Here is a 13,003-nt window from a genome sequence, read left to right as displayed (position 1 = left end):
TCATTCGTCCCAACGAAAACTGTCGTTATCGGCTTTCACATGCCCTATTGAAGGCAACGCGAAGTGAGACCCCAAGACCAAGCAACTGGTTTCCGAGCAATGCTCAAGCAGCAATCTACGCGACTTCACAGCCAATTCGGCGTCAGAATCGAATTTGAAATGCCAGTCGGGATGTTTACATTGCGCGGTCGTATGAAGCGCATCGCCAGTAATCAACGCCTCATCACCCCTGCTCTTCACGAGTACAGAAACATGGCCCGGCGTATGTCCTGGCGTTGGGAACAAAGTCACATGGTCGCCCAACTTGTGCCCTGCCTCCACCAGTTCCACCTGACCAGCTTCCACTACAGGTAAGACGCTTTCGACGTAGGTAATACTGTTCTGCAAACGCTGAGTTTCTTCATCGTCTTTGGGCAAAAGGTAGCGTGCGTTAGGAAACGTAGGCACCCAACGACCATCTTTTAGCTGCGTATTCCAACCGATATGGTCTACGTGAAGATGGGTGCACAGCACGTAGTCAATTTCGTCGGTGCCGAGGTCAGCCGCTTTCAATGCTGCTATAAACCGGTCGTCTGATCGTTGGTGCCAAGCTTGGTGATTTAGATTGGTCTTATCATTGCCGACACAGCTATCCACCAAAATGTTATGTGAAGGCGTTTTCAGAAGGAAACCTTGTATGGGTAAAATTAGTCGTCCCGAGTTGTGGTCGATGCTGCCGGAACAAGGCTTTCAATAGCGGCTTTGACATCTGGTCCGGCGGTTGGAAACAACTCTTCTGGCTTCATGAACGGGGCATGAATTTCAAGAATTCGCCAAACCTCAACATCACCAATCTTGCAGAGCATTGCATTCAATCCTATGGTCGCCTGAATGTTGGACACAATCGACTCTCCGTGCAATTGAAACAAGGTTTCAAAGCCTTCATCCAACGCGCGATCTTGCAAACAGACATATTGTGTTGCCTAAAAGCAGAACGCAGCCCGTGGATGGAGCACTTGGGAGAAATATCTCAGAAACGCGGCGTAAATGACTTACCAAATCATAGTACTTTTGGGCCATCCGTACAAATTTGCAAAGTCTGCTTCTCGGTCGCGGCACATGCTTTAACTGAGGTGATGCACATCTTGAAGGCCGTAGACCGGCGTCGGGATACTTTCCATCCGGGCCTTTATTTGCAGCGACAGGAACTGTGAATAATGTCGGGACTGATGCAGGTTTCCACCATGCATCCAGAGGTTTGGAACCTGTGTCGGCTTCCACATATTGCGTTGCTCGCCTTCCCAAGGCCCCGGGTCCTTGGTTGTGTCAGAGCCCAGACCCCAGCATTTCCCAAGCCGATCCGCCATATCCTGACCCATCAGGTCCGCGACCCAGCCGTTCATCGAGTTATACCCGGTCGCATAGACCACGAGATCGGCATCCAGATGCGTTCCGTCATCAAGGATAACTCCGGTTTCATCAAGCGCGGTGACTTGACCGCGTTTCAGCTTGATCTCGCCATCTATGATCAACTGGCTGGCCCCAATATCGATGTAATAGCCTGATCCGCGGCGCAGGTATTTCATGAACAGCCCGCTTTCGTCATCGCCCCAATCCAGCCAGAACCCGGCCTTTTCCAGACCGTCATAAAACTCTTTGTCCTGCTCTTTCATCGCGGCATAGGCCGGAATCTGGAATTCATGCAGAATGCGATAAGGCAGTGATGCAAAGATCAGATCGGCCTTTTCGGTCGTCATGCCAGACCGCACCGCACGTTCAGAATAAAGATCGCCCAGTCCGATTTCCATGAGGGTGTCCGAGCGGACAATATGGGTTGAGGACCGCTGCACCATGGTCACATCGGCATCGTTTTCCCAAAGCGCGGCGCAGATGTCATGGGCCGAGTTGTTGGACCCCACCACGACAACCTTCTTGCCTGCCCATCTGGCCGGCCCGTCGTGTTCCGAGGAATGTGCCTGCTCACCCTTGAAAACATCCATACCCGGAAAATCAGGCATGCGTTTCTTGCCGGACATACCCGTCGCCATGATCAGCTGCTTGGGCCGCAACACCACCTCTTCGCCATCCCGGTCCACCGTGATGGTCCATTCGCCCTTGTCTTCATCGAAGGTGGCGGATTTGGCCGTCGTGCGCGTCCAATAATTCAGCTCCATCACTTTGGTGTACATCTCAAGCCAGTCGCCGATCTTGTCCTTGGGCGAGAACACGGGCCAGTTTTCCGGGAACTTGATATAAGGCAGATGGTCATACCAGACCGGATCATGCAGGCAGAGGGATTTGTAGCGATTGCGCCAACTGTCGCCAGGCCGGTCATTCCGTTCAACGATGATCGTCGGGACGCCGAGCTGTCGCAGCCGCGCACCCATGGCGATCCCACCCTGACCACCGCCAATGATGACGCAGTAGGGCTGTGTTTTGTAGCCCAGTTCAGCCTCTTCTTGGGCCCGTTCTTCCGCCCATGTGGTCCTGTGTTTACCCGCACCATGCTTGGCCCCAAGTGGGCGGTTGAATCCTTTGGGCTCTTCATGACCTTTCAGCTCGACCATCGTGGTCAGCAAGGTCCATATCTTGCCATCCTTGAGGCGGATTAACCCATAGCCGCGTGCCACTTCGGTTTCGAACTCGATCCATGCGGTGGTTATTCCGCCGTCTTCAGTGGGCACTTCACCTTCGGCTATTTTCCAACCGCTCGGCTTGGTTGTGGCCAACTGATGCGCGAGCATATCTGCCACCTGCGCCTTGCCTTCGACCGTTTTGATATTCCAGGTAAAGCTGACCAGATCGCGCCAATAGCAATCGTCCTGGAACATATCGCAGGCGGCATCGATATCGCCTTGGGACAAAGCCGCACCGAAGTCATCCAGGAACCCCTGTACCTGATCCGAGAGTGTTGTGTCGAGCATGTCATCCTCCCTATCTCCACGGAGCAAAAGGCTGGCAAATCCGCGTCCCTTCGGGCAAGTCGATTTGGCGGCTCAACGCTTGACCTAGGCCAAAAACACCAAGACTTGTTGCGCGCGCAACAAGGGCGCAACACGAAGGCATGTGCGTTTATGCAGGTGGAATAAGCCCGGCCTTTCGCACACGGCGCAGGATTGTCGACCGGTTCACGCCAAGGCGTCGCGCCACTTGAGACATGTTCCAATCGCAAGCACGCAGCAGTGCTTCCAAATCATCTGAGTCCAGCTTTTGCGCAGGGGCGAGCGCCGGGGCTGGCAATTCCGTCAAGTCGATGATGTTGTCCTGACACAGGGCGACCGCGCTGTGCAGCAGATGTTCCAGTTCACGAATATTGCCACTCCATAGTCGTGATTTCAGATCGGCGCGCGCGACTGTCGACAGGTGAATATCATGGCTTGCAAACCGTCGAAGCAGGCGATCAATTAGCCAATCCAGATCCGCTCGGTGGCGCAAAGGCGGCAGAGAAAATGTGGCCCCCGCAATCCGGTGCAGCAGATCTTCACGCAGACCGCCCTGCAATCCCGCCGGGGGCTGCCGACATGAGGCAATGATCCTCAGATCAGCCCGCCGCTCAAGCACTGCTAAAAGAGAGGCCTGTGCAGGCTCGCTCAGGTCTTCAACACCGCGCAGGAACAGCGTGCCGGGGTCGATGGTTTGGCAGAAATCGAATGTCTCGGTATCGCAGCAGATCACTGTGTGGAAATCCTGTCTCGCAGGATCGGCCATGTGGATCGCACGCGCCAGTTTGGTCTTGCCCGTGCCGCTTTCACCAGTCAGCAAAAGCGGCAGGCTGGTCGGTGCAAGACGTGCAGCATTGTTCAAAAGCTGCTGAAGGTCCGCATCCGGCCCCGCAAAACTGCCAAGGGCACCGGGCAGAACCTGTTCTCGCTTGCGTAGGGCCGCCGTCATCTGCGACGTCTGTGGCGCAACGGCATGACCATAGAGCGCGCGCCCGTCCTTGAGGTGTAGAACGCGGTCTTCGGACGGTCTGCCGCGCATGAACTCCGGCATGTCATCAACACTGATTTCAAGCCAGTCCTGCAATTGCGACCCGATCAGGTGGCCCGAACCGTCCGGGTCCAGTGCGCGTCGGGCCCCCGTGGTCATACCAATGATCTTGCCGCTTCCGTCCACTGCAACCGCCGCTTCAGGATCGACCTCAAGAAATTCGGGGCTTGCTGAAAAGCGCAGGACCCAATCGCGCCGGGTCGATGCCATCAGGTTTGCCATCTCGACGCGACGGGCGGAATTCGTCACCAATGTCATGGCCAGATTCTGCGACGCCTTAGGCGAAGGGCCACGCAACAACGAAACATCCAGAACAGCCGCAAGACCACCTTTGGTATCGAAAATAGGCGCTGCCGTACAAGACAGCGGCGTATGCGTGATCGAAAAATGATCCCCCTGATGAATCGTCACCGGCTGACCTGTAACGATGCACGACCCTACCCCGTTCGTTCCTGCCAACTCTTCCGTCCACTTGAATCCCAGATGAAGACCGGCAGTTCTGAGTTCGTCCTCAAAGTTCCGGTCGCCAAAGAAATCGACGCAGACGCCATCCGCATCCGCGAGCAGCAGGACGTAGTTCTGCCCTGCAACCTGCGCAAACAACGATTGCAGCCCCGAGCGCGCTGTTGCGATCAGACGTTCGGATTGCTCCAGATGTTCACGGAATTTGGTGTCAGGCAGGATATGCGCGGGTTCCTGCCGTGAGGGATCCATACCATAGGTTTCAACACAGCGCTGCCAGCTGTCCGCGACAAGCCGGTCTCTCCCTGTATCGAACCCGCTTAAGACACGGTCAATCTCTTTTGTGTGCTGGCGATCCAACAGCTTCCCGCCCTACAAATCCTCTCTAAAATTAGCATGAGGATGGCTTCGCGCCTATGTTCAAATTTCGTCTGGCAAACGTTTTGGCGCTTTGCCTCGTCAAGTTGACCTTCGTTGAACGCGCAGCATTAGGGAGACCCTTTGCGGGGTTGAGCCCCGCAAAGCGCCATAAACGCAACGACTACGTCAAAACTGATTGAATTCACCGCTAAGGCGGACAAGCGCGGAGCGCAAAACTATGGGCAAACTACGCAAACTTATAGGGTGCGCGAAGTGTTATGCGCAAACCTACAGAGACTTAGAAATCCAGATTCTCGACGCTCAACGCGTTTTGTTGGATGAATTCACGACGCGGCTCCACCACGTCGCCCATCAGCTTGGTGAACAGGTCATCTGCCTCGACCATATCGTCCACCCGCACCTGCAGCAGAGTCCGTGCGTCCGGGTCCAGCGTGGTTTCCCATAGCTGGTCGGGGTTCATCTCTCCCAACCCTTTGTAGCGTTGCAGCGATAGACCCTTTTCACCCTCTTCCAGAATGGCGCGCAACAAGTCCAGCGGGCCGTGGATCATCTGGCTACGGTCGCGACGAATGAGGGTGGCGGGGGTGTTGTAGATCTCTTGCAGGCTTTGGGTAAAGCTGCCGGTTTTGCGGGCCTCGCCCGAGCGCAGCATGGGGCCGTCCAGCGTGCGGACCTCTTCAACACCGCGCAAGATACGGGCCAGACGGATGCCGTGATCCTGCGTGATCCGACCTTGCCAGCCGCGTTCGTATTCCAGCGCAATCAGGTCCAAACGGGCGGCAACTTTGTCGGCCACACCCTGCAGGTCAGCATCCACAGCACCCGGTACAAAGGCACCGGCAACGGCGGCCTGTTCCAGAATGTGGCGCGGATAATGGGTCGGGAATGCGTCCAATACGCGTTTCAATTGACGCGCCTCATCGACCACACGGGTCAAGTCCTGCCCGATGATCTCTTCACCCGAGCCCAGTTTCAGCACGGCCCCTTCAACGCCCTGATTGATCAAGTAGTCATCCAGTGCGGCCTGGTCTTTCAGATAAACCTCTGATTTACCACGTGAAACTTTGTACAGAGGTGGCTGCGCAATATAGAGGTATCCACCTTCGATCAGTTCCGGCATCTGCCGGTAGAAGAAGGTCAGCAGTAGGGTTCGGATATGCGCGCCGTCCACGTCCGCATCGGTCATGATGACGATCTTGTGGTAGCGCAGCTTTTCGATGTTGAACTCATCGCGGCCAATACCGGTGCCCAGAGCCATGACGAGGTTTCCGATTTCTTGCGAAGACAGCATCCGGTCAAACCGCGCCCGTTCCACGTTCAGGATTTTCCCTCGCAACGGCAACACCGCTTGGGTCAGACGATCCCGACCCGTTTGAGCTGATCCGCCGGCCGAGTCCCCCTCGACCAGGAAAACTTCGGTCTTTGATGGGTCCTTCTCGGAGCAGTCCTTCAGCTTGCCGGCTAGGTAATTCACGTCCATCGCCGTTTTGCGGCGGGTCAGTTCGCGTGCCTTGCGCGCGGCCTCACGCGCCAGAGCAGCCTCGATGATTTTGCCGACAATGGTCTTGGCCTCGTTCGGGTTCTCTTCGAACCACTCTGCCAGCTTTTCGTTCATCAGACCTTCAACCGCTGGGCGCACCTCGGACGACACCAGCTTGTCCTTGGTCTGGGACGAGAACTTCGGATCGGGCACTTTGACGGACAACACACAGGTCAGACCTTCGCGCGCGTCATCGCCGGTAAAGCTGACCTTTTCCTTTTTCGCGATCCCGCTGGATTGCGCATAGTTGTTGATCGTGCGGGTCAACGCACCCCGGAAACCGGCAACATGGGTTCCGCCATCGCGCTGTGGAATGTTGTTGGTGAAGGGCAGGACCGTCTCGTGATAGCTGTCATTCCACCACATAGCGATTTCCACGCCGATATCGTCGCGTTCGCCTTTGATATAAATGGGCTCTGGCATCGCCGCCGATTTCGAGCGGTCCAGATACTTGACGAACTCCTTAACGCCACCCTCATAGAACAGCTCGGTTTCCAACCGTTCCGCCGGGCGCTCGTCGATCAGGATGATGCGCACGCCCGAGTTCAGGAAGGCCAGCTCGCGCAGGCGTTTTTCCAGCGTTTCAAACGAGTATTCCAGATTCGAGAACGTGTCGGTCGAGGCCAGGAACCGCACCTCGGTTCCGGTGCGGTCGCCACACTCCTCGACTACTTTCAGGTGCTCGACCGTTTCGCCGCCCTCGAACCGGGCGACATGCTCTTTGCCATTTCGCCAGACACGCAGTTCCAGCCAATTGGACAGGGCATTCACAACCGAAACGCCCACACCGTGCAGACCGCCCGACACTTTGTAAGAGTTGCTGTCAAACTTACCGCCCGCGTGCAGCTGCGTCATGATGACCTCAGCCGCCGAGACACCTTCTTCGGGGTGAATATCCACCGGAATACCACGCCCGTTGTCGCTGACCGAAACGCTGGAATCGGCGTGAATTTTCACTGTCACATGGTCGGCATGACCGGCCAGCGCCTCGTCAATACCATTGTCGACAACCTCATAGACCATGTGGTGCAAACCCGAGCCATCGTCCGTGTCGCCGATATACATGCCCGGACGTTTGCGAACCGCCTCTAAGCCTTTGAGAACTTTGATGGAATCAGCACCGTATTCCTGGGGTGCCTGTGCGTCGTCGGACATTCAGTCAGTACCTATATTATTTTGGTAACTTATACGTTTTCTGGTGGGGAATGTCACGCGCTCCCCCAAGATTTTGTGGTTTGGGTGACCTTGATTTGCGGATCAAAGCCGATCGAGGTCGGCCGCGATATCTGCGGCAATTTCCGCTGCGTTCACATCATCCCGCTCGGCCGACAATCGCAGGCCCAGAAGGTCGGATTGATACCGCGCGGCAAGACGCTCCGGGTCATGTTCCGAACCGATCTCACCGGCCCTTTGCGCGCGTTGAAACAGGTCTGCAAAACAAGTTTTCATTGCGATCATGTGGATGCGGGCCTGACTTGCCAGCTCATGTCCCCGCGCCTGCAATTCGGCATAGGTTTTGGACAACATGCAAGCCTTGGTAGGCAACACAGACGCCTCGACCACCAGTCGCGGCTGGGCCTTGAGCGCCTCTAAGGGGCCTAGATCCTGCGCCAAGGCCATCATATTGGCGACACCATCCTGCGCATAGCGTTCCATTGCCAGCGCATAAAGCGCATCCTTCGAACCAAACGCCGCATAAAAGCTGCCTGGCTTCAACTTCAACTCACGCTCTAGGTCCTTCAACGATGTTCCGGCCCAACCGTGACGCCAGAATATATCTCGGGCCTGTGCGATCAGGGTATCTCGGTCATAGGCAGGTTTGCGGGGCATCATCTTCACCAATTCTTGAACGGTTGCTCAAATATATACTTGAGCGAACGCTCAAGAAAGGCTATTTCGGACTCAGCCGCCAGAAAAAAGGAATTCCCAAATGGCCAACTTCCCTTCACACGACCTCGAATCCGCCCCTGAAGGTTCCAAACCATTGCTGGAAAAATCTCAGGCCGCGTTTGGCCGCCTGCCCGGTTTGCACAAAGTGATGGCCGAAAGCCCCCAGCATTTGGAAGGCTATCAGGTGCTACACCATCTGTTCGTGCAGACAGATTTCGACAATGACGAAAAAACCGTCGTCTGGCAGACCATCAACGTGGAAAACGAGTGCCATTACTGCGTGCCAGCGCATACCGGCATTGCCAAGATGATGAAGGTCTCGGACGAGATCACCGAGGCCCTGCGCAACGAAACCCCGCTGCCCAATGCCAAGCTTGAGGCGCTACGCACGTTCACCCTGCAAATGATGGAAACCCGGGGCAACCCGTCCGAGGAACAGCTGCAGGCGTTCTTTGATGCAGGCTACTCGCACCGCGCTGTATTGGACGTGGTGCTGGGTCTGGCGCAGAAAACCATGTCGAACTACGTCAACCACATGGCACAAACGCCGGTTGACGAGGTCATGCGTGGCTTCCTATGGGAACGGAAAGTCAGCGAACCCGCCTAAGCGGATACGACCGAGCCCTCAAAGCCATCACTCACGATCAACGTCTGGGCCCGGTCACCCAGTTCCGCAAACAGCTCAGGCCCGGTGCCCGTCATCCAGGCCTGAGCGCCCAGCGCGCAAATCTCATCATACAGCGCCGCCCGCCGCCCCGCATCCAGATGGGCGGCCACCTCATCCAGCAACACGATCGGAGGCGCGCCAACCATCCCGGCCAGCGCCCGCGCGTTTGACAGGATCAGCGACACCAACAGCGCCTTTTGCTCTCCGGTCGAGCAATCCTTGGCTGGCACACCTTTGGCCGCAAACACACCATACAGGTCCGACCGATGCGGCCCGACCAATGTGCGCCCTGCCGCCAAATCGCGGAAACGGCTTTCATTCAAGGCCTCGCGCAAATCCTCAGCTGCCTCGGGCATCGCGCCTTCGGTTTGCACCAATTCCAGATCAGCGGACGGAAACGCCGTTTCCGCCTGTTCCTGCGCCCTTCGCAGATGTTCCAACGCGGCCAGCCGCGCGGAGTGTATTCTATGGCCGGTCTCGGCCATCTGCCCTTCGAGCGCTGCATACCAATGGGCATCGCGCACCTGCTCTTTCAGCAGGCGGTTGCGCTCGCGCATGGATTTTTCATAGGTCAGCGAGGCCTCGGCATGGGCGGGGTCGAAACTCAGCGCAATCCGATCCAGAAAGCGGCGCCGCCCCTCAGCCCCTTCGATCCACAGCCGGTCCATCGAGGGGATCAGCCAAACCACCCGCGCCAGTTTACCCAGATCTATCTGATTGGACGCTTTGCCATCGATCCGAACCTGCCGCGCCGCGCCACTTTCGGACCAGGTCTCGATCTCGTAATTCCGGCCCTGTGCTTGCAACAGGCCGGAAAGTTTCCAGCCCAGCGTTTCGGGTCGCCGGGTCATCTCAGCCGCGCTGGCCCGGCGCATTCCGCGACCGGGGGAAAACAGCGACACTGCCTCAAGAATGTTGGTTTTGCCCGCCCCGTTCGGCCCATGTATCGCCACCGGCCGCCCGTCAAAGGACAACCGCGCCAGCTTGTGGGACCGGAAATGCGAGACCGTAAGTTCGGTCAGGGCCAAACTCATGACCCATCCCTTTCGTTAAAAAACACCCCGCGGGGTCGATCAGACGCGCATCGGCATGACAACATAGACTGCGCTTAGATCATTGCCTTCCCGCATCAGGGTCGGATCACCGGCCGAGTTGAACAGGAACACGGCATTTTCACGATCCACCTGGCTGGCGATCTCAAGCAGGTATTTGGCGTTGAAGCCGATCTCGAGCCGTTCGTCGCCATAGGCCACTGCCAGTTCTTCTTCGGCGGCACCACTATCGGGGGCGTTGACAGACAGGACCAGCTTGTCTGCGTCAAGTTGCAGTTTCACAGCGCGCGAGCGTTCCGACGAAACGGTAGCAACCCGATCCACGGCCTGCGCGAATTCAGCAGCGTCCACTTCCAGCTGACGCGTATTGCCCTGCGGAATCACGCGGGTGTAGTCGGGGAAGGTGCCGTCGATTACTTTTGAGGTCAGCGTGATATCGGGCGTTGCGAAACGCACCTTGGTTTCGCTGACAGAGACGGCGATATCCATCTCATCGTCGTCCAGCAGCTTGCGCAGTTCACCCACGGTTTTGCGCGGCACGATCACGCCCGGCATGTCTGCGGCACCATCCGGCAAATCTGCATCAATGCGAGCCAGACGGTGGCCATCGGTGGCCACACAGCGCAGCACCTTGCCGCCTTCGGACCCGTCAGCCACATGCATGTAGACACCATTCAGGTAGTACCGGGTCTCTTCGGTCGAGATGGCGAATTTCGATTTGTCGAACAGCCGTCGCAACAGTGCTGCCGAAGCCGTAAAGTTCGACTGATATTCCGAGGACGCCATCACCGGGAAATCCTCTTTCGGCAGCGTCGCCAGTGAAAAGTTCGACCGGCCCGCTTCGACCGTCAAACGACCCGCCGCGCTGTCAGCAGTCAGTGTCACCAGCGCCCCGTCGGGCAACTTGCGCACAATCTCATGCAGGGTTGTCGCCGCAACGGTTGTGGCACCCGCCTTTTCAACCTGCGCCGGGGCTTTGTCGACCACTTCGATATCCAGATCGGTGGCGCGAAACAGGGCTTGATCGCCTTCGGCCTCGATCAGCACGTTGGCAAGGATGGGAATAGTGTTCCGGCGCTCTACAACAGATTGGGCCTGCGAAACGGCCTTAAGAAGGGTGCCGCGTTCGATGCTGATCTTCATACCCTCAATTCCTCTGACTTGCGTGCCGAAAACAGGCGGGACTGGCACGTTAGCGGTTCCACCCTGAGGCACAAGGATTTTTTATGGTTTTCTGGGTCGGAACGGCCAAAGGGTCAAGGGGCACGTGGCCGGGCGGGCACAGTTCCTAATCAACCGTGGACTTAAGCGCACAAGAAAACGCCCCGGGCGTGAGGGTCCGGGGCGTTTCTTGAATGATAGGATGACCCTTAGGCTTCCAGCGAACGGCGCAGCATTTCCACATCTTCGGCGATCTGGCCGTCGGTGACTTTCAATTCTTCAATGCGTTTGACGCCGTGCATGACGGTGGTGTGATCGCGACCACCAAAGCGGCGCCCGATCTCGGGCAGGGATCGGCTGGTCAACTGCTTGCACAGATACATCGCCACCTGACGCGGACGGGCATAAGACCGCAGGCGCTTGGGGCCGATGATGTCGGACAGGCGGATGTTGTAATAGTCCGACACTTTGCGCTGAATCTCTTCGACAGAAATCTTGCGCTCGGACGCGCGCAGCACGTCAGCCAGACAGTCCTGCGTCAGCTCCATGTCGATCTCGCGTCCCACCAGCGAGGCGAAGGCGAACAGACGGGTCAGGGCACCCTCCAGCACGCGCACGTTGGTCGAGATACGGTGGGCCAGAAACTCCAGCACGCCATCGGCGATGGTCAGATCGGGGTAGGTGCTGCTGTATTGCTGCACCTTGTTCTGCAGAATGCCCAGGCGCAGTTCGTAATCGGTGGGGTGCAGGTCGACGACCAGACCGCATTGCAGGCGCGACTTCACGCGATCTTCTAGATCCTTGATCTCGCCCGGCGCGCGGTCAGCCGAAATGATGATCTGCTTGTTCTGATCAACCAGCGCGTTGAACGTGTGAAAGAACTCTTCTTGAGTTGAATCCTTGCCGGCGATGAACTGCACGTCATCCACCATCAGCACGTCGACCGAACGGAACAGATGTTTGAAGTCCATCATCCGACGTTCGCGCAGCGCCTGCACAAAGCGGTACATGAATTGTTCCGCCGACAGGTACAGCACGTTCAGTTCGGGGCGTTTGGTTTTCAGCTCCCACGCGATGGCGTGCATCAGGTGGGTTTTACCCAAACCAACGCCGCCATACAGAACCAACGGGTTGAACGTGACGGGGCCGCCCTCAGAAACACGGCGCGCGGCGGCATGGGCCAGCTCGTTGGGTTTGCCTACCACAAAACTGTCAAAGGTGAAACGGGCGTCCAGCGGTGCAGCCTGAAGGGATTCGAGCGCATCATTCGCGGGTTCGGCCCGCTGTGACAGGGACTGCGGCTGAGTCGTGTCCTGAACAACAGACGGCGCAGGTTCTACATCACCCGACGGACGCACCGGCGAATTGGCTGCGACGCGAAACGCCAAGCGCTGAACCGATTCCCCTGCGGTGTTCATCTCGTACAGAATCAAGTCCGCAAAGTTTTGACTAACATAATTGCCCATGAAGTTGGTCGGAACCGAGAACGTGGCCACGCCATCCTGCAGCTCTTGGAATTCAAGAGGCTCAATCCAGGTGGTATAGTTGTTCTTGCCGATCGCCTTGAGCAGTTTGTTACGCAGTTGTCCCCATTTCTCTTGTGTCATCAAGCGCCTCACGCATCCCATTCTTTATTGGCCTGTCGGCCTTATTGATCTGGCCCGGTTGCCCGGTTCTTAAGCATTCACCGCAATAGGATACCCATCGCCAAACCACATGGGTTTGGCGGGACTGTCCCGAAAGTTTGCACAGCCCAGCAATCAGGCACCCATAATCCGGGCGCCCCGTAACCGGGTTGCGCTTCGCAATCAAATTTTTAGACAGGGCTCAGATCTTCGGTTACCCCAAGACCTTTAGCAGATCAGCAAATCAGCCGTGACC

Annotated in this window: 10 protein-coding genes; 1 reads left to right on the top strand and 9 read right to left on the bottom strand. The window is 57.1% G+C overall.

Annotated elements, in window-relative coordinates:
• The 6 genes from ACR3EP_RS15660 to ACR3EP_RS15635 all read right to left on the bottom strand — a co-directional run bounded on the left by ACR3EP_RS15660 (window position 1) and on the right by ACR3EP_RS15635 (window position 8,182).
• Window positions 1–636, bottom strand: coding sequence for an MBL fold metallo-hydrolase (locus tag ACR3EP_RS15660; RefSeq protein WP_480638598.1), 636 nt, complete (start codon window positions 634–636; stop codon window positions 1–3).
• Window positions 637–686: 50 nt separating this feature from the next.
• Window positions 687–881 carry a hypothetical protein gene (locus tag ACR3EP_RS15655; RefSeq protein ID WP_480638597.1) on the bottom strand — a complete coding sequence of 65 codons (195 nt, stop codon included), beginning with the start codon at window positions 879–881 and terminating at the stop codon, window positions 687–689.
• A 222-nt stretch (window positions 882–1,103) separates the two neighbouring features.
• Window positions 1,104–2,903, bottom strand: coding sequence for an NAD(P)-binding domain-containing protein (locus ACR3EP_RS15650; protein ID WP_480638596.1), 1,800 nt, complete (start codon window positions 2,901–2,903; stop codon window positions 1,104–1,106).
• Window positions 2,904–3,051: 148 nt separating this feature from the next.
• On the bottom strand, window positions 3,052–4,794 hold the full coding sequence (locus ACR3EP_RS15645) for a sigma-54-dependent Fis family transcriptional regulator (protein WP_480639037.1): 1,743 nt from the start codon (window positions 4,792–4,794) through the stop codon (window positions 3,052–3,054).
• Between the two features lie 295 nt (window positions 4,795–5,089).
• Window positions 5,090–7,507: a DNA topoisomerase (ATP-hydrolyzing) subunit B gene (gyrB, locus tag ACR3EP_RS15640; protein ID WP_170351934.1), complete on the bottom strand. Its 2,418-nt coding sequence runs from the start codon at window positions 7,505–7,507 to the stop codon at window positions 5,090–5,092.
• A 102-nt stretch (window positions 7,508–7,609) separates the two neighbouring features.
• Window positions 7,610–8,182 (bottom strand): TetR/AcrR family transcriptional regulator, encoded by a 573-nt coding sequence (locus ACR3EP_RS15635; protein ID WP_480638595.1) that lies wholly within the window; start codon window positions 8,180–8,182, stop codon window positions 7,610–7,612.
• A 100-nt stretch (window positions 8,183–8,282) separates the two neighbouring features.
• Between ACR3EP_RS15635 and ACR3EP_RS15630 the strand changes: the two genes are divergently transcribed.
• On the top strand, window positions 8,283–8,849 hold the full coding sequence (locus ACR3EP_RS15630; RefSeq protein ID WP_170351932.1) for a carboxymuconolactone decarboxylase family protein: 567 nt from the start codon (window positions 8,283–8,285) through the stop codon (window positions 8,847–8,849).
• Here the strand turns inward: ACR3EP_RS15630 and recF are convergent.
• From recF to dnaA, 3 genes are all read right to left on the bottom strand, one after another.
• Window positions 8,846–9,943, bottom strand: a complete 1,098-nt coding sequence (gene recF, locus ACR3EP_RS15625) for a DNA replication/repair protein RecF (RefSeq protein ID WP_480638594.1) — start codon at window positions 9,941–9,943, stop codon at window positions 8,846–8,848. The two genes, ACR3EP_RS15630 and recF, sit on opposite strands and share 4 nt — an antisense overlap.
• A gap of 39 nt (window positions 9,944–9,982) precedes the next feature.
• On the bottom strand, window positions 9,983–11,104 hold the full coding sequence (gene dnaN / locus ACR3EP_RS15620; protein WP_170351930.1) for a DNA polymerase III subunit beta: 1,122 nt from the start codon (window positions 11,102–11,104) through the stop codon (window positions 9,983–9,985).
• Between the two features lie 227 nt (window positions 11,105–11,331).
• Entirely contained in the window at window positions 11,332–12,729 is a 1,398-nt protein-coding gene (gene dnaA, locus ACR3EP_RS15615; RefSeq protein WP_480638593.1) for a chromosomal replication initiator protein DnaA, read from the bottom strand.
• Between the last annotated feature and the right edge of the window lie 274 nt (window positions 12,730–13,003).

Source organism: Ruegeria sp. BB10, assembly GCF_056535725.1.
Note: the sequence above shows the minus strand (reverse complement) of the source record. Positions and strands in the feature narration are given on the sequence as shown.

Excerpts from the sequence above, each read along its gene's own strand:
- ACR3EP_RS15650 (WP_480638596.1), bottom strand. The coding sequence starts at position 2,903 with ATGCTCGACACAACACTCTCGGATCAGGTACAGGGGTTCCTGGATGAC.
- gyrB (WP_170351934.1), bottom strand. The coding sequence starts at position 7,507 with ATGTCCGACGACGCACAGGCACCCCAGGAATACGGTGCTGATTCCATC.
- ACR3EP_RS15635 (WP_480638595.1), bottom strand. The coding sequence starts at position 8,182 with ATGCCCCGCAAACCTGCCTATGACCGAGATACCCTGATCGCACAGGCC.
- ACR3EP_RS15630 (WP_170351932.1), top strand. The coding sequence starts at position 8,283 with ATGGCCAACTTCCCTTCACACGACCTCGAATCCGCCCCTGAAGGTTCC.
- recF (WP_480638594.1), bottom strand. The coding sequence starts at position 9,943 with ATGAGTTTGGCCCTGACCGAACTTACGGTCTCGCATTTCCGGTCCCAC.
- dnaN (WP_170351930.1), bottom strand. The coding sequence starts at position 11,104 with ATGAAGATCAGCATCGAACGCGGCACCCTTCTTAAGGCCGTTTCGCAG.
- dnaA (WP_480638593.1), bottom strand. The coding sequence starts at position 12,729 with ATGACACAAGAGAAATGGGGACAACTGCGTAACAAACTGCTCAAGGCG.